Source organism: Paenibacillus sp. 01T431, assembly GCF_056398625.1.
Genome location: NZ_JBFTPT010000017.1, coordinates 85,971 through 111,619 on the forward strand (window position 1 = coordinate 85,971; position 25,649 = coordinate 111,619).

Consider the following 25,649-nt stretch of genomic DNA (forward strand, 5'->3'; position numbering starts at 1 on the left):
AATTAATGTAGGAGGTTATTTATGTTGCTTATGAGAAATAAGAGATTGGTTAGCATGATTTTGGTTATGAGTTTATGGATTAGCTGTATCAGTATCGGTTTTCCTCATGCTATTGCTTATGCTGATGATAGCAGTCAACCTACGACGATTTCCGGTTTAGTTGGTGAATGGAAATTTGATGAAGTGTCAAAGGATGGCATATCTCCGGACACGTTGAAGCGGAATAATGCTATCCTTACCGATGCTGCAATAGGAAGCGGCAAGGTAGGAAAAGCCTTATTGTTAAATGGTTATCTTAGTTACGCCACTATACCGAATCAGAATTTGATAAATACAGGCAGCGATTTCTCCATGAGCTTACTTGTCAATTTCAATTCACCCTATACAAACAGAGACGTTGTCATTGTTCAGCAGCAAGGCGAAGGCGCAGAAACGCTGCTATCACGCAGAGCAGATGGTAGATTACAATCCTCTCTAGGCGGAAATACGACAATCGGAGAAACCGTAATTGAGCCTAAAAAGTGGTACCATGTTGCTCTTAGCAGAGAGGGTAACCGGGTTAAGCTATATGTCAACGGTGCGTTCGAAACAGCTTCGGACGATACGTTATTAGTATCGAATTATGGTGATTTTCGGATTGGAGCTGACCGAGAGCCGGAAGTGACAAATGCGTGGCCGGGGCTCATCGACGAATTCAAGATTTATGACAAGGCTTTGACAGATGAGGAAATGAAACAGGTTCCGGGTTTTAATTGGCCTATTATTTCGTTAAACGGTCATTCGGAATTGAGTTTATCTTTGAACGATACCTATGTGGAGAGCGGAGCAGAAGCATCCGATTCAAAGGACGGAGATATTACGGCCGATATTCAAACGACTGGTCTTGTCGATACGAGTAAAGGCGGCATCTACAAAGTGAACTATACGGTATCTAACCAAGCAGGAGATTCGGTTACCAAAGTGAGGACTGTAACTGTTATTCCACCAAAAACGTTATCTCGCGCTAGTAGAGTTTTGATTGATAAAGGGCTGCAAATGCAGACGTGGATGACAACGGATCAATCAGGTCGGAAATACGCTAGTGCAGAGGAATGGAAAAACAGTCATTTTACTACAGCTACCAATTACGAATATCCGGGCTATAACCAAATGTTCCATAACCAGGTGCCAGAAGCACAATGGTCGTTTGTAAAAGGGGCATTCGGAGATGGCTTGGGAGGCGGTCCGAAAGAAAAAGATATGACGGGATTTTTGAGTGATGCGCAAAAAACTAATGTAGATAAGCTGATTACGATATCATTTGGAGATGAAGAAAACTACAACAAAGAGATCTTAAAAACCTTTACGGATTGGTTCAATCTAAGCCATAAACTTTATCCGGATGTCCTCGCTCACAGCAACCAACAATCGCGTCAATGGCAAAGGGACGATTATGAAACGTACATTCGTACGGCCGAACCTGACCTGCTTACTTTCGACGATTATTTATTCTCAACGAGAGGCTCGGACAACAATCTATTTACAACAATCGTCAATAACATTAATGACCAAAGAACGATTGCACTGAAGGGCTATGACGGAACCGGGCAAAGTCCGATCGCTTTCGGGCAATATTTGCTTGGCTTCAAGACAGGTGAGATTCCTGCAGATGTAGGTCCATATATTATAACTGAATCTCAAATATATGGCGTTCCGTTCGCTACATTGACGATGGGTGGCAAATGGCTCAGCATGTTCCGTTGGGAATATGACAGCAACACTTTCTTGTTTTTTGACAAGGACGGTAAACCTACAAAGCAATATGATCAATATGCCGAAATGGCAAGGCAAATAAACAACCTTGGACCGCATCTCGTACGGCTCAATAGCACAGATGTCTCTATTTTGCCGGGGCAACATAAGGATTCAAGCGGAAGAATCGTTAAAAACCTATCGCCAAGAGAAACACCAATATTCGATAAGAATACTCAGCTAAAGCATCCTTATTTAAGGAGTGTAGTTTCGAAAAACTCCAGCGTTCAAGGTGGACTTAATGGCGATGTAATGCTTGGTTTTTTTGAACCTCTGCCAGATACAGAGTCGTTTTTCAACTCCACAGACATGGAATATTTTATGGTCATGAATGGACTGACATCAGGTAACGGTAAAACGGTGGAGCAGCACGGAGAGGGTGTAGAGACGGAACAGACGATTACGGTGCAATTAAATCTAGCAAAATACAATAAGGATGCGATTAAGAGAGTAAGTAGACTTACAGGAGATCTTGAACCTGTTGAATTGACGCCAATTGGCGGAAACCTCTATCAACTAGAAGTCGTCCTTAACGGGGGAGTAGCGGATTTATTCCAATTGGATAAAACAAAAGTAAATCTTGACTACATTGCTGCGAATGCTATAAGCCTGCCTGAGACAATTACAATGGATGCAGGAGAAACGGAAGCAATAGAAGCGGTTGTTTTACCAGCAGGAGCGACCGAGAAGAGTGTAGATTGGTACACATCGAATGAGCAGATCGCGACCGTAGACAGCAATGGAAAAGTAACTGCGATAGCTGGAGGGAAAGCAGTTATTACGGCAATTAGTGTTGATGGTAACAAAAAGGCATCCACTAGCATCACGGTTACTAGTGACGTTGTTCTTGTAACTGGCATTAAGGTTTCCCCCTCAACCGGAACGCTCTATACGAATGAAACGATGAAGTTGACTGCTGAGATCTTACCAAGCAATGCAACGAACAAAGCATATGAATGGTTCAGCAGCAACGCTGCTGTAGCTGCCGTGGATCAGAGCGGTAAGGTATTTGCGAAATTACCGGGCTCGGCTGAGATTTCGGCCAGAACATTAGACGGACGATTTGTCGCTAAAAGTACAATAACGGTGTTGGATGCAAACAGCGAAGCGTCATTGTCGGAGTTAGTCGTTAGTGGAGGAAAAGAGAACATTGTTTTTAATAGCGAAATATACGAATATACAACAAGGGTTAATACAAAAGTAGATGCCATTACGATTCAACCACGGCTGAAAAACAAAAAAGGCACGATGACAGTTAACGATATTCCTGTCATCAGCGGCCAGAAGATTACAGCGAAGCTGCCGATGGGCAATAGTAAGATCGTATTCGTTACCATAGCAGCGGATGGCATAACAAAAAAAACCTATACACTAACGGTAAAACGAAACAAAAATGTAGCGCTTGAAGCTACGGTTGTAAGTGCGACATATTTGAATAAAGATGGAGAGCCAGCTAACTTAATTAGAAACGATTACGATAACTCAAGTGAGCATTCACCGCTCAAGTTTGCTGACGGGGATGAGGAGACGTATTTCCAAAGTGCTGCTATTACAAACCTGAACCCAAAAGGAGAGTTTAATCCTGCGCATCGGATTATGCTGCAATGGGACGACGATAATCTTCAAGATTTTAATAAACTAGTTCTTGTCGTCAATAATGCACAGCAGCAAGGTATAACCGTCATCGATACTGAAACTTCTGTAAATGGCACCACATGGCAGGAGCTTAATGCTAAAGCCTATAAGCCGACATGGCAGACAGACAGTCCAGACATTTACGAGAGTGTAACCATTGATCTTCCCAATTATAAGGAATATTACGGTGAAGGTTATAAGGGGTTGAAAGGCATTTATTTGCTGCTATGGGCAGCGAATTTAAATGCCGATCATAAATATGCGATCAGCGAATTTGAGCTGTACAACGAACAAGATGCAGCTGAGCCTATTGAACTGACTTTAGGTGAAATACCTGGCACTGATCCTGAGAATCCTAATGATTCCGTAATTGCTGATTGGGTGTTTTCCGAAGCAAATGTGCAGCCCGGAACATCTATCGAAGCAGGCAATTTGGTTATAAAAGATAGGAGCGGCATGGGCAATGATCTTAAAATGGCCGTTGCTGGAACCCCGGTAGGCAATAGGCTGTCATTTACTGAAGACGGTGCTCTTGATTTTGCAAATGAGAAAATAAATGGCCAATATTTGACTACAGTAGAAGGCGCCCCAATCAATACGAAAACTTTCGATAAAGGTTTTACGATTGAAGCAGAATTTAAGCTTGGCACCAATATTAATGACTGGATGGGGATATTGACTCGCCAAGGGAATAACACATTTGATCCAGGGGAACAGGAGCCGCTATCAACGCTATCCATTTCAAGCATTCGCGAAGTTCAATGGGCGAGTACGCATGGGAACTCGAGCTCGAACGAACTCCAATCGAACTGGTCGAACTCACTTTCAGCTGTTAAAGCATGGGCTCAGTCAGATGACTACACACACGTTGCAATTGTGAATGATGGCTCAAAGACTCGATTATTCTTAAATGGTGTAGAATCCATTCGCAATCCTGAAACGGACGAAATCATAAATGGAATCGCAGCCGAAGCGGGCATGGGGTGGAATGTTGGAGCTTATGAGTGGGATAGAGCGCCAAGCAGTCTCTTTTTAGGGAAAATCAAACATATCCGAGTATCCAGTAAAGCATTGGAGAAGGACCAATTCATTAAAACGGAGTTCAATTATAAGGTAGATTACGGGACTAACAATGATCTTCCGATGTTTGCACAAGATACGTATACGTTTGCGGTTATTCCAGATCCTCAGTATGTGGTGCAATCCAAACCGGAAATTCTTGAAAAGCAGCTGCAGTTTATTGCAGACAATTATGTTAGCAAGAATATCGCGATGACAGTAAATGTTGGCGACACGACGCAAAGCAGTGCAGCTAAGGAATGGGCTTCTGCCGATAAGGCCTATAAAATTTTAGATCAAGCCAACGTGCCTTATATTGTTACTCGCGGTAACCACGATTTGAATGGCTCTGGCTATCTGGACACCATGGGTCCCAATAGATTTGCTGGTACGGAACATTTCAAGGGCGCTTCGCCTTCGGGATTAAGCACCTACTCGATCATTACAGCCGGCAGCTACAAGTATATGTTCCTTGCGGTAGACTCAGTGGGGAACAATTCGAGTAATACGAAAGAAAGAGACTGGGCAAAAACGGTGCTTAATGAGAACCAGAAAATGCCAACCGTCATCTTCTCGCATAATATTATGACGATCGATGGCAACGGCCAAGTAAGCGAAGGCGGTCAGGGCAGCTTATTTTGGCGAGACTTTGTCGAGAATTATGATCAAGTATTCATGATGGTAGGCGGACATATTAGCGGTGCTGGTCTGAATGTGAAGAAGAAGGCTAATGGAAATGAAGTCTTGCAGGTGTTAACTGATTATCAATCGGATATCGCTGGCGGCAACGGTTGGACATCTTTTTTTGAATTTGATGAAAAGTCAAAGGAGATTCGTGTGAAGACGTTCTCGCCATATGTTGATAGCATTCCGGTAGGGGAGCGTTCATATCTGGACACGAAATTTCTGATTGGTCCCGGAGATATGTACAACATTCCATTTGATTTCAGCACCAGATTTCGTTTTGCAAAAAATGATGTCGTTGATGTCGTCACTCCCGACGTGACAAACGACAAAGGTTCAATTAATTTAGTGCCTAAAGTTGATGCTAGAACGGGAGAAGCAAGGGCCGTGGTTGAAGAGCGAGACTGGAACAAAGCGCTTAGCACATCTTCAGCTGATGACGATGGCGTGAAAACGGTTAAAGTCGAGGTGCAGAAAGCGGATAAAGCAAAAACATATGTCGTTGAGCTTCCGAAAGCAGCACTTCATTCTGATCTAGCGACGCATTTGATCGAGATAAAGACTGCAATTGGAACAATAACGGTACCTGCCAATATGCTAAACGGACAGGATTTGTCCAGAGCGAAGTCGGTTGCGCTAGTTATTGCGAGCGTAGAAAAAACATCGCTTGATCCAGCTTTACAGGAACAGGTTGGCGATAGGCCAATTATTGAGGTTGATGTGTATATCGATGGAGCTAAGGTTGCTTGGAACAATCCACAGGCTCGAGTGAAAATTTCAGTTCCGTATACACCATCAGATGTAGAGTTAGCCGATTCGGAGCATATTGTAGCAGGGTACATTAATAACATTGGTAAAGCGATCACAGTACCAAACAGCAAATATGAGCCAATTACAAAAACGGTTACATTTACGACGAGTCATTTCAGCAAATATGCGATCATGTTTGTTCATAAAACATTCGATGATCTCGAGAAAGTGAAATGGGCTAAAAAACAAATCGATGTGCTGGCATCCAAAGGGATTATTAATGGCACGTCTGCAACAAAATACAATCCTTCAGCCACTATAACAAGGGCGGATTTTATCGTTCTGCTTGTTAAGGCGCTTGAATTAACTGCTCCAATCGATACGAATTTCGATGACGTCAGTTTATCTTCTTATTATTATAATGAAGTGATGATCGCCAAAAAGCTTGGCATCACTAATGGCAGCGGAGACAATAAATTTAATCCGCTTCAACCGATCACGAGGCAGGACGCGTTCGTTCTACTCCATAAATCGATGAAGGCTGCCGGTATGAAGCTGAACGAAGTCACGTCAGCTGGGCTGGATCGTTTTAACGACAAAGCAAAAGTTGCGAGCTATGCGATGGAAAGCTTGACGGCGTTGATTGAAAATGGAATTGTCAAAGGAAATGGGAATTACATTCTTCCGCTGGCTCCACTATCAAGAGCAGAATCAGCTGTAATTTTGTATAACATGATCAATAAATAATGAATGGGGGAGTGCCGCTCTAGCTCAACAAGGCGGCTATTCCTTTTTTGCAATGACTGAATATGCACGGTACTTAATGTTAAATGAAAGGGTTTTCAATATTTTTAGTTTAGTTGAGGAAAGTAATTTTTAGAGGCTATTGTAAAACGGGGTAGAATCTATTATACTGACTTCAATTACCGTATGGTAGCGATACCAGAAAACATGATTGTCCATTTATGGTATCGCTACCATACAGATTGTTGAACAAAAAAGTTGAGCTGTTTTAAACGTTTTGTTGGAGACATTTTCGAACTTCGACTGATGCCTCTATTGAAAGAGGAAGAACAGAATAAGTACAGCATGAAAGGAATGTTCATATGGAAATGATGGAGATGCAAGGTGTGAACAAGCCGATGTCCCGGTTGATTATGGGAACGGGAGACCTGAGAGTATTGGACGATGCAAAACGGTTGATGCTCGATGCTTACATTGAAGCAGGCGGCAATATGTTTGATACTGCCCATCAGTACAGAGGGAAAGAGAAGATTTTGGGACAATGGCTGGCGGAGAAGAAGATCAGAGAAAAAGTAGTCATTATGAACAAAGGCGCTCACCACGATGATGGGAGTCCAGGCCCACGGGTGAATCCACAAGCCATCCGAAAGGATCTGGACGAAAGCTTGGAGAGGCTGGGAACAGATTATATCGATCTATATGCGCTTCATAGAGATGATCCGACCGTCGAGGTTGGGCCGATCATGGAAGAGCTGAATAAGCAGCTTGAACAGAAGAAGATTTGCGCGATTGGCGCATCGAATTGGTCGCATCAGCGCATACAGGAAGCGAATGAATACGCGGCGGCGCATCAGCTAGTAGGTTTTACGTTTAGCAGTACGAACCTGAGTCTTGCCAAAGCGAAAGAGCCGAGGTGGGAGGGCTGTGTATCTGCTGATGAGGAAACCTGCAATTGGCATGAGCGTAACCAACTGCCGCTATTGTCATGGTCTTCGCAGGCAGGCGGATTTTTCTCAGGCCATTTTACGCCAGACAATCTCTCTGATTCGGAAATGGTGAGAGTGTATTACAACGACAACAACTGGGAGCGATACCGACGTGCAGTGAAGCTAGCGGAGCTGAAACAGGTAACACCGATTCAAATCTCATTATCTTATGTTCTTCATCAGCCTTTCCCAACATGCGCGATCATCGGACCTCGAAATCTTGATGAGCTTCATGATTCGGTTATGGCTATGAATCTACCATTAACTGCTGGTGAAGTCGAATGGCTGGATTTGAAAAAGGAGGAGATTGCGGAATGATCAAACACCAATTGGCGGCTCAGCTCTACACTTTAAGAAACGAAGTAAAGAAGGATTTTCCAGCGGTGCTGAAGCAATTGAGTGAAATGGGATGGGCGGCCGTTCAAATCGACGGGCTGCACGGATATGAAGCACGAGAAATTGCTGCGGTGATGAACGAACTCGGATTACGTACCGCTGGCATGCATGTAGGGCTGGAACGAATGAAGTTTGATTTAGATGCTGTGCTGGAAGAGGCTCGATTATTCGATACGAAAGACTTTATCTGTCACTCCCTGCCGGATGGGCTGCAAAATCCAGAAGGGTATGCAAGCGTGAAGAAAGACTTGCTTGAAGTGGCTGCTAAAGTTAAGGGCACAAAATATCGCGTTGGCTATCATAATCATGATTTTGAATTTCATACATCCATAGATGGTAAATTTGCACTGGCGTACTTGCTTGATGACCCGGCCATTTACGCTGAGATTGATACGTACTGGGTTCGCAAAGCTGGCCAAGATCCTCTGTCCTTCATCCAGAACTATGCGAATCGTATGCCGATTCTTCATTTGAAAGATATGACTGCAGACAGCAGACAAACTTTTGCTGAAATCGGATCAGGAGTTATCGATTTTTCTCCAATCCTGCAATGGGGATTGCGAAGCGGCGTTGAGTGGTTTGCGGTAGAGCAGGATTACTGCACAGGAAGTCCGTTGGACAGTCTGGCCGCTAGCCTGGAATACTTATTGAAATTGGAAAAAACGCTCGTTTAACCTTGAAGCCCGCATCTGAATAACCGGAACAGCGGGCTTTTCCTTATCCAATCTATAATGAATCGAGGTTTAGCTGATGAAAACGATTCGCTTGACTATGGCGCAGGCTTTGCTGCGATTTCTGGATCAACAGTATTTGTCTGTAGACGGAGAAGAGATAAAGTTCGTTCGTGGTGTGATGGGCATCTTCGGACATGGTAACGTCACAGGCATCGGCGAAGCTCTTGAGCGAGAAACTACCGATTTATTGTTCGTGCAGGGCAAGAACGAACAAGGTATGGTTCACGCGGCTACAGCTTACGCTAAACAGAACAACCGCCGTCAGATCTTTGCTTGTACGACTTCAATCGGCCCAGGAGCACTTAATATGATGACTGGCGCCGCAACCGCAACGGTTAACCGCATACCTGTGCTGCTTCTACCAGGCGATAACTTTGCTTCCCGACAGCCTGACCCCGTACTGCAGCAATTGGAGGTTCCGAGTGACTACTCCATATCTGCAAACGATCCGTTCAAGGCAGTCAGCAAGTTTTGGGATCGCATCGTCCGCCCGGAACAGCTGATGTCGTCGCTTCTACAAGCGATGCGTGTACTGACTGATCCAGTTGACACCGGAGCGGTTACGTTAGCGCTGCCGCAGGACGTTCAAACAGAAGCTTATGATTATCCAGTACGCTTCTTTGAGAAGCGAATCCATTTCCTGCAGCGCCGTCCAGCGGAGCAAGATGCCATTTTACGTGCCGCAGATTTGATCATGCGCAAAAAGAAACCTTTGATCATCGCAGGGGGAGGCGTTCACTATGCGGATGCGACGAAAGAACTTCTCGCATTTGCAGAAGCATTCGGCATTCCGATAGCTGAGACGCATTCGGGCAAAAGCGCGGTGCCGTGGAATCATCCGCTTGGCCTCGGCGGAGTTGGTACAACCGGCACACTGGCGGCGAATCGGGTAGCTGCCGAAGCAGACTTGATCATCGGAATCGGTACACGATTTTCTGATTTCACGACGGCATCCAAATCCGCTTTTCGCAGCTCCGATGCTGCATTTCTGAACTTGAATGTTAGTTCATTTGATGYGGTTAAGATGGAAGCGGATTCGATCACAGCAGACGCAAAGTTGGCGATTGTCGCACTGCAGATGGAATTAACGAATCGCAGATTCAGATCCAGCTATGCTGACGGTTATATACAAGAGTTGAAAGCGGAGTGGGACAGTGAAGTTGATCGTCTCTACGCCTTGGAGAGCACTAATGGGTTAACCCAGACTAGAGCACTCGGTATCATTAATGGATTCATCGAATCGAAGGATGTTGTCGTTGGCGCCGCTGGAAGCCTTCCGGGCGATCTGCACCGTGTATGGCGTGTAACTGAACCGAACACTTATCACTTGGAATATGGTTTTTCCTGCATGGGGTATGAGATAAGCGGTGCTTTTGGCGTCGCGCTAGCGGAACCGGATCGTGAAGTGTATGCGTTAGTTGGTGACGGGAGCTACCTCATGCTGCACTCTGAGCTGATTACGGCAATACAAGAGGGCGTGAAGCTGACCATTATGCTATTCGATAACAACGGGTTTCAATGCATTCATAACTTGCAGCGCGGTCACGGCAGCGACGGCTTTGGCAATGAATTCCGATTCCGATCCAAAGAGACGGGAAGGTTAGATGGACCGTTTATGCCGATTGATTTCTCATTACTTGCCCGCGGCTTAGGTGCTGCCTCATATAAAGCTACCTCAGTGAAGGAACTGGAGCAAGCGCTGCACGACGCGAAAGCGGAACAAGGACCTGTGCTGGTGGAAATTAAGGTGCTTCCGGGAACGAATACGGATGGTTATGACTCATGGTGGAATGTCGGCGTACCTGAGGTGTCTGTGAGCGACAAAGTGAGGAAAGCGCATGAGCAGATGCAGCAAAACATCAGTGCGGCGCGCCCTTATTAATTGGAAAGAAGGGATATGATGGATACGATTACTTTTGCGGGCGATAAGGATTTGGATTTTGTAGCAATCGGCCGCCTATGTATTGATTTGAATGCCAATGAAATCAATCGTCCTATGGAAGAAACGATGACTTTCACCAAATATGTGGGCGGGTCACCCGCCAACATCTGCATCGGTATGTCGCGATTAGGCATGAAAACAGCGTTTATCGGCAAGGTTGCTGATGATCAGATGGGCCGATTCATTGATCAATACCTGCGTAATAACGGCATAGTTACTTCAGGTGTCACAACGGATCGGACCGGAGCGGTTACCGGACTTGCTTTTACAGAAATCAAAAGTCCAGAGGATTGCAGCATACTGATGTACCGCAGCAATGTGGCAGATTTGTTGCTTGCGCCTGAAGAAGTAGACGAATCGTTGATCAAGCGAAGCAAAGTGCTGCTTGTATCCGGTACGGCGCTGGCACAGAGTCCATCCCGCGAGGCGGTGCTTCTTGCACTTCGTTACGCACGTAAACACGGAACGAAGGTGATATTCGATATCGATTATCGGCCATATTCGTGGGCATCTCCCGAGGAAACGGCCATTTATTATCATTTGGCAGCGGAAAAGAGCGATATTATTATTGGCACGCGCGAGGAATTCGATATGCTGGAGCGGTTCGATGGCAACACCGAACGCAGCGACGAAGTAACTGCGGCGCAATGGTTCAGTTACCACGCTGAAATCGTCGTCATCAAGCATGGCAAAGAAGGATCGATTGCTTATGGCAAAAACGGCAGCTCACAGCGGGGTTCTATTTTCCCGGCTAAGGTTATCAAGACATTCGGAGCCGGCGACTCGTATGCAGCTGGTTTCATCTATGGACTTATGCAAGGATGGGATGTCAGCCGCAGTATGACATTCGGCAGCGCGTCAGCTTCTATTGTTATTTCCAGTCATAGCTGCTCGGACGCCATGCCGACAGTGGGGCAGATTGAACAATATATGCTTTCTTCCAAACAAGCGTAATTGGAGAGGAGAACGACAATGATGACCCAAATGCAAGCACTTATACCTTTATCGAATTTTATTGGAGGCGAATGGATCGCCTCGACTTCAGGCAAGACGGAACCCGTATTCAATCCAGCAACCGAAGAAATTTTGGCTTACGTTCCGCTGTCGTCTAAGGATGAAGTTGATCAAGCTGTCCGAAATGCGAAAGAAGCGTTTAAAACATGGAGTAAAACGCCGGTACCGCGCCGTGCTCGAATTCTTTTCAAATACCAACAGCTGTTAGTTGAACATTGGGAAGAGCTTGCGCAGATCATTACCTTGGAGAACGGAAAAAACTATCAAGATGCTCATGGGGAAGTCATGCGCGGCATTGAATGTGTTGAATTCGCTGCTGGGGCGCCAACGCTCATGATGGGAAAACAGCTTCCAGACATCGCTACAAATGTGGAGTCGGGCATGTTCCGGTATCCGATTGGGGTTGTCGGCGGAATTACACCGTTTAACTTCCCAATGATGGTACCCTGCTGGATGTTCCCGCTTGCGATTGCTTGCGGCAATACGTTTGTCCTGAAGCCCTCCGAGCGGACGCCGCTGCTTGCGAATCGTCTGGTGGAGCTGTTTAAGGAAGCGGGTTTGCCGGATGGCGTGCTGAATCTTGTACATGGATCACACGATGTCGTAAATGGTCTGATTGAGCACCCGGACGTCATTGCGATTTCGTTTGTTGGCTCCCAGCCTGTCGCGGAATATGTGTATAAGTCCGCAACAGAGCAAGGGAAACGGGTTCAGGCACTTGCCGGCGCGAAGAACCATACCATCGTCATGCCGGATGCCGACATGGACGGAGCAGTGACTCAAATCATCAACGCAGCATTTGGCTCTGCGGGCGAGCGCTGTATGGCATGCGCTGTCGTCGTTTCCGTTGGGAAAGCGTCCGAAACGTTGATTGATAAATTGGTCGCGGCTGCTGATAAGCTAATCATTGGTAATGGCATGGACAAAGATGTTTTTCTAGGGCCGGTTATCCGCGGTCCGCACAAGGAACGTACGCTGGGCTATATTGCGACAGGTACAGAAGAGGGTGCGGTACTGCTCCGTGATGGACGTACGGATGCGGCATCAAATGGCGAAGGGTATTTCGTCGGCCCGACAATTTTTGATCATGTGACGAGTGAGATGAAAATTTGGAAGGACGAAATATTTGCTCCCGTGCTGTCGATTGTCCGCGTTGATACGCTGGAAGAGGCGATTGAACTTGCCAATCGTTCAGAACTAGCAAACGGAGCGTGCATTTTCACTCAAAATGGCAGTCATGTTCGTCAATTCCGTGAAACGATCGACGCTGGTATGCTGGGTGTGAATTTGGGCGTACCTGCCCCAATGGCATTTTTCCCTTTCTCTGGCTGGAAGAAATCATTCTACGGTGACTTGCATGCTAACGGTTCAGACGGTGTCGAGTTTTTTACGAGGAAGAAAATGGTCACTTCCCGCTGGTAAGCGGCTCGTTAGCAGGAGGATCGGTTGATTCTGATCCTCCTGTTAAAATGTATGGACAATGGATTAAAATACCCGAAGGGAGGCATTTGAACATGAGTGAACTGATTGTAAAACCGAACCAAACTCCGGATCAGGAAGGTAATACGCTTCGGATTACTCCAGAATCTGCAGGGTGGGAATATGTTGGTTTTGAAGTGTTTACGCTAGATGCCGGACAATCACTTAGCCGTCTGACAGAGGAGCGGGAAGCTTGCGTTGTCCTGCTTAGAGGAAAGGCTGACGTTTCCACAGAGAAGTCAGAATGGAAGAGCATCGGCCGCCGGATGAATGTTTTTGAGAAAATTCCTCCTTATTCCGTGTATGTTCCATCTGAGGATAAGTTCACGATTACCGCATTAACAGACCTGCAAATTGCTGTATGCTGGGCTCCCGGCAGCGGTACGCACGCAGCAAGATTGATCGAACCTGGTCATATTGGGGTTGAAAATCGTGGCGAAGGCAGTACGCAGCGGCTCGTTCATAATATTTTGCCAGAAACCGCAGATGCAGACAGTCTGCTCGTTGTAGAAGTGTTTACGCCTGCCGGTCATTGGTCCAGTTTTCCTCCGCATAAGCATGACCGTGATTTTTTGCCTGAGGAATCGCTGCTGGAAGAAACCTATTATTATCAAGTTCAGCCAGAGCAAGGATTTGCAATACAGCGTGTCTATACCGACGACCGTTCACTGGACGAGACGTTGACTGTAGGCAGTGGTGAAGTTGTCCTTGTACCTAAGGGCTACCATCCTGTATCTGCTCCTCCAGGTTATGATGTATATTATTTGAACGTAATGGCGGGGCCAGTTCGTATTTGGAAGTTTTATAACGATCCGGATCACGCTTGGCTGATGTCGAAGCCACGATAAGATATATAACGAGGATTCAATCGCTACAATTGAAAGAGAGCAATGCCATTTGTAATGATGGCATTGCTCTCTTTTTATTTTCGCTTACTCAAAACTTGACATCCCATTCTGTAACTAATATTATTACAGTAAGTCAAAAAAGAATAGAGGACATAAAGCATGAAATGCAAAATTAATCGAAATGCAGCAAATGTTTTAAAAAAGATGTTGAGCAGTAATGAAGCAGAAGGGAAGATGATTCGTGTTTTTATAACTCAGAATCATGGAGATCATGGTCATTATGATATAAAGCTGGATACACCTACTGAACATGATGAAATTGTAAAAACAGACAAAGACATTGAAATTGTATTAGATAAACGTGAACCGCTATTAGACGGGGTTTGGGTTCAATATTTTTATGTGCCGGAAGAAGGTTTCTTCATAACGAACCCTTCTACAGGTTTTCTTGAAAAATAAGGTTTAAAATATTGATGGTCAATAGGGAGGATGCAAAAATGCATCCTCTTTAAGCATTTATAGAGAGTACATGACAGGATAATGATATTGTCCGATTGCTTGAAACCCTACAGATGGACAAAGTCCAGTAATGGAGTTCTGACGACTGCATAAAACGAATATGCAGGATAGTTTAACTTCTTCGCGAATATTTCAAGTATGGAAAATATACGAAATTATTAGCGCAATCAGAAATCTGTAGGCAAGGAGCATAAAATGAAAAACCTGAAAGACCTCAAAAAAATATTTTCCGATTATACATATACAATTGTAGAAGAATAAACATAACTAGCTTATTGTAAGTCTCAGACTAAAATCAATTAATTAATCATTATGGAATCTAAAAGCAATTGGCCATTTATCTAAGTAAGGTGAAAAAATCGACCTTATCATGGACCAGAATGTAAGAGATAGACAGTTTCTTGTTCAATAAGTCAAGAGGTTCTATGAGGAGTTTTATCGACGAATGGGGTTGAAAGACTTCTCTGAAAGATAACTTATTATTTTTAGGAGGGCACAACATGGAAGTTTTTGAAGAGTATTTAGCAACTATCGTAAATCCACAACATCGGAGCCGAGCGGAAGAAGTTTTAACTTGGGTAACTAAGAAATTTCCAAATTTAAAGCCAAAAATCGCCTGGAAGCAGCCTATGTTTACCGATCACGACACATTTATTATTGGCTTTAGCGTAGCCAAACAACATATGGCTGTTGCTCCTGAAAAAGCAGGCATTAATCATTTTTCTGAGGAGATTGTGCAATCAGGTTATGACAACACCAAGGAGTTGATACGTATCCCATGGGCTAGTCCGGTCGATTTCTTATTACTTGAGAAAATAATCGAGTTTAATATTTTGGATAAGGCAGACTGTTCGACTTTTTGGCGCTAGTATAAAGCCTAACATGAAAATAGCTTATTCGCACTCGGGATATTCAGGGTTATCAAAACAGAAATGAAATATATTTATTAATTGGAAAACCAGTGTTTAATAAACTAAAATAAATGACACGAGCAAGAGCGTAGGCACAAATGTGCTTACGCTTTTTTTTCATGTTTCAACGGGAATATAGAAATAGGAGGAAGTAATTGTCTAAGATAAGGTATAATATGGTACAAAACAACTTTGTTGTCAATTCATTCGTAGTGGGAGTATTGGAGGGGAGCAATTATCAAGAAGAAAAATTGGATTGTCTTATCATTTATCTGTGTACTTTTAGGACTGTCAGCTTGGTTGACTGATATTTTATTTGAGCATATGTACAAATTGTGGTTGCTCACCTTTCTAATAAATCCTATAGGATTTTTATTTGGGCTTCTTGGAAGAAGTAAATGGGGAATGATCTCCAATGCACTAATGACCATCAGTGTTTTTATTTTTATGTTTATTGGATACTTAATTGCTGCCCTTTTTGGAGGACAGCCGTGAAATTAAAGTAATCAATTCGAAACGATTGATTTTTTAAAAGGGAGGTATTGTATGAGGAGAAATCATTTAATTTTCTTTATTTTGATCACTTCATTATTATTTCCAAGCAATTTATCAGCAACTTCATGGGCAAATGAGTTTGTTGTTTGGCATGGTTATGTTTATGTAATAAGTGATGAGTTTGTAACAGATATACATAAAAAGATTGGGCATGTCACTGTATATTCAGATATGGAAACCTATACTGGCAATTACTCTAACTCATATAAGAAGGGCACTAAATATTATTCAATTAAAGGTATTAGTACAGATGAAGCGATCGCAGTTCAACATAAAGATGGGAAGTTTATAAAAGCAAACAGAGATGGACAATTCAAAGGAGAGAATACTGATTACTCAGGTTTAGTGAGAAATGTGATCATTATTTCTCTATTAGCCATTTTGGTGATCTTTCTCGTTAGAAACAGATATAAGAAGCGGACTTAACTCGTATGTGCGCTCTAGTATGTAGATTATAGAAGTCAAATACGGGATTATTAAGGAAACAAATGCAAATGCCAACCAGATGTTCTTGGTTGGCATTTGTTTTTTCTACGAGTACATGGCAGAAAATAGAGCTGCTTTATGTGTTCGAAGAAAATAAAGTCTTGGACTGAATTTGTTGAATCAAGCGTCTCGATTTTCTTTCCCGATGTAGCGTCGGAAAAGGAAGGTGTGATACTCTTTATCTGTTCAAAGAATTAAACATTTGAATCTCGAAAGGGGGGGTGGATGTGAACCAAGAAATCACAGCTAATCTCGCAAACGAATTTAAAAATAATCAAAAGGTACTGACCGCAATCGGAGATGAAACCAGACAAGCCATTCTTATGACCCTGATTCAAGGACAACAAGATCCTGGCATGCGTGTGGGAGAGATTAAGGAGAAAACCCATCTATCCCGTCCGGCTGTGTCCCATCATTTAAGATTATTGAAGGATGCGCAAATTATTAGTGTTCGTAAAGAAGGGACCATGAATTATTATCGTCTGAACGTCACAAGCAAGCTCAAGCTGCTGAAAAATCTTGTGGATGAAATCGAGATGCTGCTTTCGCAATGCGAATGACACATGAGGATTACTTTTTATAAAGCAAGGAGGGCGAACCCCAGAATGAACATGGTAATCGAAGCAGTGAACGGTATCAAAATTCCCCAATTGGGTTTTGGAGTGTATAAAATAAAAAAAGGGGAACAATTTGAAAGGGCTATTCGTGAGGCGATCCGTGCCGGCTATCGTCATTTTGATACGGCTAAAATTTATGGGAACGAAGAAGCACTCGGCCTAGAGATTCAAAAAAGTGGAATCCCCCGGGAACAATTTTTTATCACCTCAAAAGTGTGGACGACGGATCTCGGTTATAAAGCGACGAAAATAGCATTTGAACAAACCTGCAAAAAACTGAATGTGGCGTATCTTGATATGTACCTGATTCATTTTGCCGGTCCTCATTATGTGGAAGCATGGAAGGCGATGGAGGAATTATACTCCGAAGGCAAAATCAAAGTTATTGGCGTTGCGAATTTTGAGATCAATCATCTTGAATATCTCATGAAGCATTCCAGCATTTCGCCAATGATTAACCAAATCGAAACCCATCCGGAATTTTCACAAAACGATTTGCACGATTATCTTGTCCAGAATCGAATTTCGCATGAGGCCTGGGGACCGTTGGGGCAAGGCAATAAAGCACTACTGGAGCGTCCGGAGTTAGTCGAAATCGCCCAACATCACAAAAAGTCGACGGCGCAAGTCATTTTGCGCTGGCATCTGCAGCGGGGGATTATTGTGATCCCTAAATCTTCAAACCCCATAAGGATAAAAGAAAACAGCGAGATATTCGACTTTGAATTAACCGTGGAAGAAATGGAAAAAATCAATCAATTAAACACGGGCAAAAGGCATTCAGTAAACCCGACCGGCTACATGGTTAATCCGTTTTATGTTAAGACGATGAAGCTATTTATGAGATAAATGTCAGAAATGGAAAGGAAACTTGCTCCCGCCAGGAACAAGTACAAAAAAAGGTCAGGAATCCTTCCTTTAGGTACATAGAGCAGCCCTCAACTTGATGATAATGTGAGGGCTATTTGACGTTCCTTAATATAATAATTATCCATAGTTATTTAACAACTATGCTATCCGTTCATAATGGCCAAGCCCTGTCTAACACTTTATTTTCTTCTGACATTATGGACGGGAAAAGCAGCATTTACAACCTCAGGAACTTATGATAAATTGAAAGTAGTTTCACATTATGAAATGGTGTTTCGTACAATGAAACAAAATACTCTTTTTATAAGAGGAGGAGCAGCAATGGGAGAATCAATAAAAGATCAAGTACAGAAGCAATTTGGAAAAAATGCTGCAAAATATGTAACAAGCAGCCGCCATGCCAAAGGCGAAGATTTGGCTTTTCTTGTTTCGTCATCCCAAGCCAACAAGGAGATGGAGGTACTTGACGTTGCAACAGGAGGGGGGCATGTGGCCAATGCGCTTGCACCGCTCGTCCGCCATGTGATTGCTTATGATCTGACAGAACAGATGTTAGAGAAGGCAGCGGAATTTATTCATGGTAATGGACATTCTAACGTCGACTTCGTACAGGGGGATGCCGAGCTGCTTCCATTTGCCGATGCTTCCTTTGACTTGGTAGCTTGCCGTATTGCAGCGCATCATTTTCCAAATGTGCCTGCTTTCGCTTCAGAAGCATTCCGCGTCATTAAGCCGGGCGGCAAGCTGCTTCTAATTGACAATGTTGCTCCTGAGAATGATAAGTTTGATGAATTTTACAATCAGGTTGAAAAGAAAAGGGACCCTAGCCATGTTCGTGCCTGGAAAAAGTCTGAATGGATTAACCTGCTGGAGAATAGCGGGTTTCGCCTTGAAATAATGGTTTGTTTTCCCAAACCGTTTAAATTCCAAGATTGGTGTGAACGGTCTGATCTTCCAGAAGCGGAGCAGGCTTTACTTGAGACAAAAATGCTGCAAACCCCAAAGGAGATGAAAGATTTTTTCTCTATCCAAACTGATGAACCTGGCAGACTTACCTCATTTAACGGAGAATCTGTATATATTCAAGCGATCCGTTCATAATTATTTCTTAAGTAAACGTCCCCATATAAATAGAAAAAGGCTGCTCTCAAGTCAAGTAGGTTTAACTACGATTTGAGGCAGCCTTTTTATTTGAACGGTGTATGAACGCTCATTCGCTATGACAGCTATTATTGCTGCATGTTTGCTGAATAAACATCTTTCCAGCGTTGGTTCTTTAAAATCTCAGCGTCTTTGCCCATAAAGGCGGCCATAGCCTGTGAATCGTCCATTAACCGATATCTCATCCATGCGGTCAGATATCCTCTATGTTGACCGCCATCTTGTTCAATCGCCGTATGTGCCGCACCTTTTGCCATCGCCATCATTGCCGGAATATGTGGATTTGACTTACTAATCTCTACTTTGTTGGAGGATGAAGGGGAGATAATAAAATCACGCGTTCCACTCATTACAAAAAAAGGTACCTTTATTGCGGATGTGTCGTAAACATCCTCTGGATCGCAATATTTCAGCTTCGGGAGCGCAATTGAGACAACCGTCTTGATGAGAGCGCCATGTTCAAAGTTGGTGTGGGCGTTTATTACACCTGTGGAGCCTTGAGAATGACCTGCAGCACCTATTTGATCTTTTTGAATTCGTTGATAGAATGGGCTGCCGGGCATATCGTTTTGTGCTAACATATAATCAATAGAGGCAACAATTTCTTTTCCTGTCCCAGTTGTTGTACTAAAAGTATCAATAACTACAAATCCCCAACTAGCTAAATGGTTAAAAAGTTCATCGTATTGCTCAGGCAGCGCTCCTGTTCCGTTGCCCCAAGCAATGAGAGGATGCATCGAATCTTGTGATTTTGGGGAGTAGACTTTATACAGCTTTTCACCATGTTCGTCTAAGATCTCGCTCGTCTCTACATCGTATTCTCCAGATGATGCATATTTCTCTTCCACGCTGCCCGTCTCAAAAGCAGCAGAAACGGAGTTCACCAACAGAAAGGACACCGTAGAGAAAGCAATAATCATAATTAAAACAATGCCGGTCGTCCATAATAGCCATTTGCTTCTGAGAACTCTCTTAATTTGTGGCATACAATCTCCTCTCGCTATGACTAACGTGTACGTTATCCGAATGTCAGGGTGTAATGCCGGATGTTCATGATGATGAGCCTTATTAGTTTTCATAGTTGTTTAGTAGTTTTATTATACTCTATGCTTATCGGCAATGTTAATTTTCACATCAAACCGTTCGCAGTTCTTATTAAGCTAGGGAGGATGAACTAGAATGCTTTACGATTTAAAGGGTGAAGCGAATATGACACCTATTGTGGGAATGTTATTTTCCGCTGTAAAAGAGAATAATCAACGGCTGCAATTAATTACTGGCGGCATGTCACAAGAAGAAGTGGATTTTAAGGGGCCTGATCACAGTTTTAATAGTACTGCTCAGTTAATCAAACACATCATGTATGTTGATCTGAATTGGGTTTATAGATTAAAGGGGCAACCACTTCCACTGTCATTAAAGGAATTATATGGCCCCATGATAGATGAAAATAATAGACTTCCTATGGTCAAAGGGATATCTTTGAATACACTAATGACCAAATATGATGATGTATTAAAAATGTTAAATGATTCATGTGCACAATTAACAGAGGCTGATCTAGATAAAATTGTTACTTTTGGACATGAAAATGAAAAGCGTGCAACGATACGTTGGGGTTTGTGGCATATGGCTGACCATAGCCGCTATCATCAAGCTCATATTAATTTGCTTAGGAAATGGTATGGTGACAATTCGCAGTCTAAATAATGGGGGAACCACAGTCATCATTTTTTGTGCGTTGTAAAGATAAAAAGAGCAAACGCTGCTGCAGCGTTTGCTCTTTTTATTGATGTAGCCTTACATTACTCAATTTTATCAAGAGATCGGTTTTTGGCGATATCCAAAACAAAATCCCCTAAATCATCATAACTCATTTGATTTAATTTCTCTTTGAGAGCTTCCGAAATCGTCTCTTTTTCAAATATTCCTTTAATAATATCAATGACCAATTCAACCCTAGCCTGATGCCTTTCCTTCGTATCCATGCGCATTCCTATATTCTCCTGTTCTCGATAGGCGTTCTTCAATATCGGCAAAACCTAAAGTGTAAACTGATGACTGCCTATTTTCTTAGTGGCTGTACGCGTCTTGAACCAAGCCGAATTGGTAATTATCGGATTAAAGAAGAACAGCGCATTGCCAGTGGGATCATTCCCTTTTACAGCAGCTTTAGCGGCTTTGAATGCCGTTTGGTTCGGAATAAGCCAGTACTGACCGTCCTTTACGGCAGAGAACGCATTGGGCTCCATAATGACTTCTTTTACTGTGTTCGGGAATTTTGAAGACTGAAGCCGATTCATGACAACTGCCCCAACCGCCACTTGGCCTTTATACTCTTCTCCTCTAGCCTCGGCATAGATGACACGTGCGAGCATGGAAAGTTCCTTTTTGTTGACCGACAATTTTTTGAGCTTCGCCCATGTTTTTGGACCTACAACGCCGTCACCCTGGAGACCGCTCTTTTTTTGAAAGGATTGAACCGCAGTGCGGGTAGCCTTTCCAAAACTGTTATCGATGGGCAAATTGTAATAACCCATTGTTTGAAGCCGAAATTGCAGATCTGTAATGTCCTGTCCCTTGCTGCCAAGTTTCAACACGGGTGAAGCATCAACTTTGTGATTTGATACGGCTGCGGTAACTAGTACGAGTAGGACAAATAGAGTCAAAAATCTGTTCATGATGAATAAATCCCTCCTGATGCGAATGATAGGTAATGATTGGATGGCATTGAGCGTTTATTCTAGCACAGCATGAATAGGATAATCTTGTTAAGATTTTCTCATTTACACGCCCCCCTGAAATCAATAAAACGCGACGAAACCTTATAAAAGCAATACATAAGGAGTGAATAACGATGGTGAATAATTACAAACGCTTCATTCAAAATCAATTCGAAAAAGCGAAGTCTACCGCTTCCGAGCTTATTTCTTCAAGAAATGAAGAAGAAGAAAAAGCTATCATAGAACTCAATCCACAAAATTATGTTGAGCTGAAAGCAATCGCCGATAAGCAGCATACGACCGTGCAAGCGATTATCGATGGAATCTTAGTCCAATACTTGGCAAGCGCTCCATACGAAATAGCCCCGATCACGACGGGCCAGAAGGAAGATAACCCGCTTTTGTATTTGGATGGTATTTGCAAATTAGAGGATTAAGGAGTGCTGACAGATGGATAACCACTTAAATGTACAAGATACAATATTTTTGGATGAAACAGCTTTTGCTGCATTGATGAACCCGGAGGACCCTCATTATGTGAAAGCTCGTTCCCTGTTTTTGGATTTGCATGATCTTGAACGTAATTATGTAACGACCAACTCTATTTTATTTGATCTTCACGAATGGCTTCGCAATGAATACAGCTATCAGCAGGCAGAATATTTTCTAAATGCAATTGATAAGGCAGTCAGTAAAGGCAAGCTGGCGGTCATCTCCAGCGGCCCTGAATTTGAGGGGGAATCGCGCAGATTGCTTATCGACAGGCCTGAGCTCCGATTCTCTCTCAGCGAAGCATTAACCGCTGTGACTATGTCCTATTATCAGGTAAAACGTATCTTTACTTTCAATCACAATTACATGATGCTAGCCAATTTGGATAAGGATATTCGGATCATTCCGTCCAATTAATGAGCATTTAAATAAATACAGCCATATTGGTATGCATCGTATTAGACTTTTTTAGTATTGATGCAGCAATTGTGAAAACGCCAAAAAGCAGCTCTTCCTCGTTAGAGGAGGGGCTGCTTTTGTTCTTTCTAATGTGAATTAAGTAGAGCTGCGAACGACCAAATGTGTAGGTAAAATAACCTTCTTCGGCAGCAAGCTATTCCCATTCATTCGTTCTAATAATAAGTCAACGGCGACCATCCCAATTTCCTCGGTCGGCACATCAATGGTTGATAGAGGCGGATTGGAGTATTTGGATACTTCAATGTTGGATAGGCCGATAACAGCCACTTCATCAGGCACAGAGATCCCGTTGTTATATAAGCTGTTAAGGGTTGCCATAGCCATCAAATCACTGGCAGCAAAGAAGGCAGTAGGCAAGTTGTTTGTTTGGCATAAATGATTGACTTTATCGATACAGACAGCCTCATCCCACATGCAATCAATAAGCCATTCGGGATTAACACTCATTCCAGCAGCATGCATGGTGGAATAGTAACCTTGATAGCGCCGGCTTTCCTTTAAGTTGCTTTTTAAGCCGCTTCCACCTATATAGCCAATATTCGTATGTCCTTTTTCAATAAGATGGCTGACGGCTAGAGAAGCAACATTGTAATGGTCATAACCTACATTATCAATATCCCAGCGTTCTGTATCGATGCCAACAATATGAGGCACCTGCTTGCGAACATATTCATATGTTTCGCTATTTAAGGATTCCATTAGGATAAGCCCTGTAATCGATTCACTAAACGTGTTAAACAAAATCTTCTTGTCATCTAATTCAGGACCCGTTCGAATAAAGGCAATATTGTAACCTGATTGAAGCAATCTCTTTTCTACACCGGATAATATAGACATGAAATACGGATCGTTATACTTGTTTTTTGTCACACTTAATACGCACCCTATTTTGACTTGAGCTTTGTTTGCTGAATGATCCTTCGTTGCTGCTTGATGCTTGGGGCTATCAGTAATTTTATAGTTAAGCTGTGTAACGGCCTGCCAGACTCTTTCTCGTGTTTCATCTGTGATTTTATACTTCGTATCATTATTTAAAACTCTAGATACGGTAGCCGTGGACACATTCGCTAATTTAGCAACATCCCTAATCGTACTCATAGCTATGCATAGTCTCCTTTTGAAAATGCTAATGATCGTTACGTTACGTTGTGATTCGTCATTAGCGCTTTTATGTTTTGTTGCGTGAAAATTACGTTCATACCGATTTATCAGTATGTATGCCTACTAAACTATATAGTAACATACGAATGATGCGTAGTCTCACATTAAATTTTATTTGAGAACGATGTAATTTCCTCTTGCAGGATTGGTTAGAAATGTTATAATTGCACAATAAGATTACTAAACAAACTGCATATATAACGTAACACACAACGTAACAAAAAAGCAAATGTTGTTTATTTAAAGAGAATACCTAGTGAGGAGATGATGAGACATGAATAAAGCGATGACCGTGTATCCGATAATCGTGGATAGCTTACTAAGCAATCCTGGCATTGGTTTTACTTCAGCACCTGGTTTAATGGATGACATCGGCGATGTGTTTGACAATAGAGGGGAAAAGAAAGAGAAATATAAATTTACGCAAGACAGCAGGACATACAATCATCCGGATAGCAAAGTCTATTTCTGCAGTGCTCGCTGGAGGGATATAGAAATTGCAAAAGGTGTTTTCAGGTGGGAAGTGCTTGAGGAAAAGCTAGAGTATGCCAAATCCATGGGATGTACTGCGGTGGTACGTTGTTCGCCATATGCACTAAGTGAAGAAGATGATATACCGGAATGGTTTCGAGCGGAAAGTCCGGAGGAGCCCGATTTTCCTTTTTGGAGAGTAGATCCTGAGACAACGAGGTATGTGGAGTATTGGTCTGATTTTATAAAAGCTTTTGCAAAGAAGTATGACGGGCATCCCGTTATAAGCTCTATAGATTTGACGATTGTAGGAGCATGGGGGGAAGGCGGAGGCACGGAGTTTTTAGAGCCAGAGGCCATTCAATGTATTACAGATGCTTATTTGGATGGTTTTAAAATTACACCTTTGCAAGCGCTTTTACATGATCCACTTTCAATGAAGATCATAACGGATCGCAAAGCCAAAGTAGGCTTTCGTGTCGATTGTCTAGGCGATATGGGCGGTTTTCATGGCAAACGATGGTCACATATGACCGACTTTTACCCTCAGAATATACAGAACTTTAAAATGGAAAATGCATGGGAGAAAGCTCCGATTTTATTTGAAGCATGCTGGCATATGAATGACTGGTATATTCAGGGCTGGGATATTGATTACATTATTCAAGAAACGCTCAAATGGCATATTTCTTCCTTCAACAACAAAGGGACAATCGTACCGGAGCCTTGGAAAGATCATGTGAAGCAGTGGCTAAACAAGATGGGCTACCGCTTTGAATTAAGAAAGTTCACTTATGATGCTGAAGTTGAGGCAGGCGGGAATCTAGATGTTGCTGCTTTGTGGGCTAATGTTGGGGTCGCACCTATTTATAATCGCTATCCGCTTGTATTGAAGCTAACAAGCAATAATCAGACTTATACACTTTATAGCAAAGAAGATATAAGAGAATGGCTGCCGGACGAAGATATTGCTTGGGAAGAGAGTTTTTCGATTCCGAGCGATGTGCCAGCAGGAGAGTATCGTTTAGAAATTGGTATAGAAACAGGTGTGCAAGAGATTGGAAATGTTAAGCTGGCGATTGAAGGAAATACGGACGGCTATTACGAGATGGGAAAACTTTTGATAAAAGGGGATCAGTAA

21 protein-coding genes are annotated in these 25,649 nt (G+C 43.0%); 17 read left to right on the forward strand and 4 right to left on the reverse strand.

The window, feature by feature from the left end:
* Positions 1–21: 21 nt before the first annotated feature.
* The 13 genes from AC1DM9_RS27135 to AC1DM9_RS27195 all read left to right on the forward strand — a co-directional run bounded on the left by AC1DM9_RS27135 (position 22) and on the right by AC1DM9_RS27195 (position 19,121).
* Entirely contained in the window at positions 22–6,666 is a 6,645-nt protein-coding gene (locus AC1DM9_RS27135; protein ID WP_477583189.1) for a LamG-like jellyroll fold domain-containing protein, read from the forward strand.
* Between the two features lie 365 nt (positions 6,667–7,031).
* A complete protein-coding gene (locus AC1DM9_RS27140) occupies positions 7,032–7,967 on the forward strand; it encodes an aldo/keto reductase (RefSeq protein ID WP_477583191.1) in 936 nt (311 codons plus the stop codon).
* On the forward strand, positions 7,964–8,719 hold the full coding sequence (locus AC1DM9_RS27145; protein WP_477583193.1) for a sugar phosphate isomerase/epimerase family protein: 756 nt from the start codon (positions 7,964–7,966) through the stop codon (positions 8,717–8,719). The genes AC1DM9_RS27140 and AC1DM9_RS27145 overlap by 4 nt, the downstream gene beginning before the upstream one ends.
* Before the next feature lie 76 nt (positions 8,720–8,795).
* Positions 8,796–10,661 carry a 3D-(3,5/4)-trihydroxycyclohexane-1,2-dione acylhydrolase (decyclizing) gene (gene iolD / locus AC1DM9_RS27150; RefSeq protein ID WP_477583195.1) on the forward strand — a complete coding sequence of 622 codons (1,866 nt, stop codon included), beginning with the start codon at positions 8,796–8,798 and terminating at the stop codon, positions 10,659–10,661.
* 18 nt (positions 10,662–10,679) lie between these two features.
* Positions 10,680–11,675 carry a 5-dehydro-2-deoxygluconokinase gene (gene iolC, locus AC1DM9_RS27155; RefSeq protein WP_477583225.1) on the forward strand — a complete coding sequence of 332 codons (996 nt, stop codon included), beginning with the start codon at positions 10,680–10,682 and terminating at the stop codon, positions 11,673–11,675.
* A gap of 18 nt (positions 11,676–11,693) precedes the next feature.
* The gene (locus AC1DM9_RS27160) at positions 11,694–13,157 is read left to right on the forward strand and encodes a CoA-acylating methylmalonate-semialdehyde dehydrogenase (RefSeq protein ID WP_477583197.1); all 1,464 of its coding nucleotides are present in this window, start codon (positions 11,694–11,696) and stop codon (positions 13,155–13,157) included.
* A 92-nt stretch (positions 13,158–13,249) separates the two neighbouring features.
* A complete protein-coding gene (gene iolB, locus AC1DM9_RS27165; RefSeq protein ID WP_477583199.1) occupies positions 13,250–14,062 on the forward strand; it encodes a 5-deoxy-glucuronate isomerase in 813 nt (270 codons plus the stop codon).
* A gap of 159 nt (positions 14,063–14,221) precedes the next feature.
* Positions 14,222–14,521, forward strand: coding sequence for an iron-sulfur cluster assembly accessory protein (locus tag AC1DM9_RS27170; RefSeq protein ID WP_441874978.1), 300 nt, complete (start codon positions 14,222–14,224; stop codon positions 14,519–14,521).
* 560 nt (positions 14,522–15,081) lie between these two features.
* Positions 15,082–15,450 (forward strand): iron chaperone, encoded by a 369-nt coding sequence (locus AC1DM9_RS27175; protein ID WP_441874980.1) that lies wholly within the window; start codon positions 15,082–15,084, stop codon positions 15,448–15,450.
* A gap of 588 nt (positions 15,451–16,038) precedes the next feature.
* Entirely contained in the window at positions 16,039–16,473 is a 435-nt protein-coding gene (locus tag AC1DM9_RS27180) for a hypothetical protein (RefSeq protein WP_477509721.1), read from the forward strand.
* 281 nt (positions 16,474–16,754) lie between these two features.
* On the forward strand, positions 16,755–17,093 hold the full coding sequence (locus tag AC1DM9_RS27185; RefSeq protein WP_441874984.1) for an ArsR/SmtB family transcription factor: 339 nt from the start codon (positions 16,755–16,757) through the stop codon (positions 17,091–17,093).
* A gap of 45 nt (positions 17,094–17,138) precedes the next feature.
* Complete coding sequence (locus AC1DM9_RS27190; protein ID WP_441874986.1) at positions 17,139–17,999, forward strand: aldo/keto reductase; 861 nt, start codon at positions 17,139–17,141, stop codon at positions 17,997–17,999.
* 342 nt (positions 18,000–18,341) lie between these two features.
* Positions 18,342–19,121, forward strand: a complete 780-nt coding sequence (locus AC1DM9_RS27195; protein WP_441874988.1) for a class I SAM-dependent methyltransferase — start codon at positions 18,342–18,344, stop codon at positions 19,119–19,121.
* A 128-nt stretch (positions 19,122–19,249) separates the two neighbouring features.
* On the opposite strand, the gene AC1DM9_RS27200 is transcribed toward AC1DM9_RS27195, so the two are convergent.
* On the reverse strand, positions 19,250–20,167 hold the full coding sequence (locus AC1DM9_RS27200; protein ID WP_441874990.1) for a poly(ethylene terephthalate) hydrolase family protein: 918 nt from the start codon (positions 20,165–20,167) through the stop codon (positions 19,250–19,252).
* Between the two features lie 193 nt (positions 20,168–20,360).
* Between AC1DM9_RS27200 and AC1DM9_RS27205 the strand changes: the two genes are divergently transcribed.
* Positions 20,361–20,891 (forward strand): DinB family protein, encoded by a 531-nt coding sequence (locus tag AC1DM9_RS27205; RefSeq protein WP_441874992.1) that lies wholly within the window; start codon positions 20,361–20,363, stop codon positions 20,889–20,891.
* Between the two features lie 95 nt (positions 20,892–20,986).
* Here the strand turns inward: AC1DM9_RS27205 and AC1DM9_RS27210 are convergent, their stop codons facing one another.
* Entirely contained in the window at positions 20,987–21,175 is a 189-nt protein-coding gene (locus AC1DM9_RS27210) for a hypothetical protein (protein WP_076265587.1), read from the reverse strand.
* 48 nt (positions 21,176–21,223) lie between these two features.
* Positions 21,224–21,862: a cell wall hydrolase gene (locus AC1DM9_RS27215; RefSeq protein WP_441874994.1), complete on the reverse strand. Its 639-nt coding sequence runs from the start codon at positions 21,860–21,862 to the stop codon at positions 21,224–21,226.
* 176 nt (positions 21,863–22,038) lie between these two features.
* Between AC1DM9_RS27215 and AC1DM9_RS27220 the strand changes: the two genes are divergently transcribed.
* Together AC1DM9_RS27220 and AC1DM9_RS27225 are read left to right on the forward strand one after the other, a co-directional pair.
* Positions 22,039–22,341, forward strand: coding sequence for a hypothetical protein (locus tag AC1DM9_RS27220; RefSeq protein ID WP_441874996.1), 303 nt, complete (start codon positions 22,039–22,041; stop codon positions 22,339–22,341).
* Positions 22,342–22,354: 13 nt separating this feature from the next.
* Positions 22,355–22,813, forward strand: coding sequence for a hypothetical protein (locus tag AC1DM9_RS27225; protein WP_339203021.1), 459 nt, complete (start codon positions 22,355–22,357; stop codon positions 22,811–22,813).
* A 138-nt stretch (positions 22,814–22,951) separates the two neighbouring features.
* Here AC1DM9_RS27225 and AC1DM9_RS27230 read toward each other — a convergent pair whose 3' ends face one another.
* A complete protein-coding gene (locus AC1DM9_RS27230) occupies positions 22,952–23,974 on the reverse strand; it encodes a LacI family DNA-binding transcriptional regulator (protein ID WP_441874998.1) in 1,023 nt (340 codons plus the stop codon).
* Between the two features lie 337 nt (positions 23,975–24,311).
* Between AC1DM9_RS27230 and AC1DM9_RS27235 the strand changes: the two genes are divergently transcribed.
* Positions 24,312–25,649 carry a DUF4832 domain-containing protein gene (locus AC1DM9_RS27235; protein WP_441875000.1) on the forward strand — a complete coding sequence of 446 codons (1,338 nt, stop codon included), beginning with the start codon at positions 24,312–24,314 and terminating at the stop codon, positions 25,647–25,649.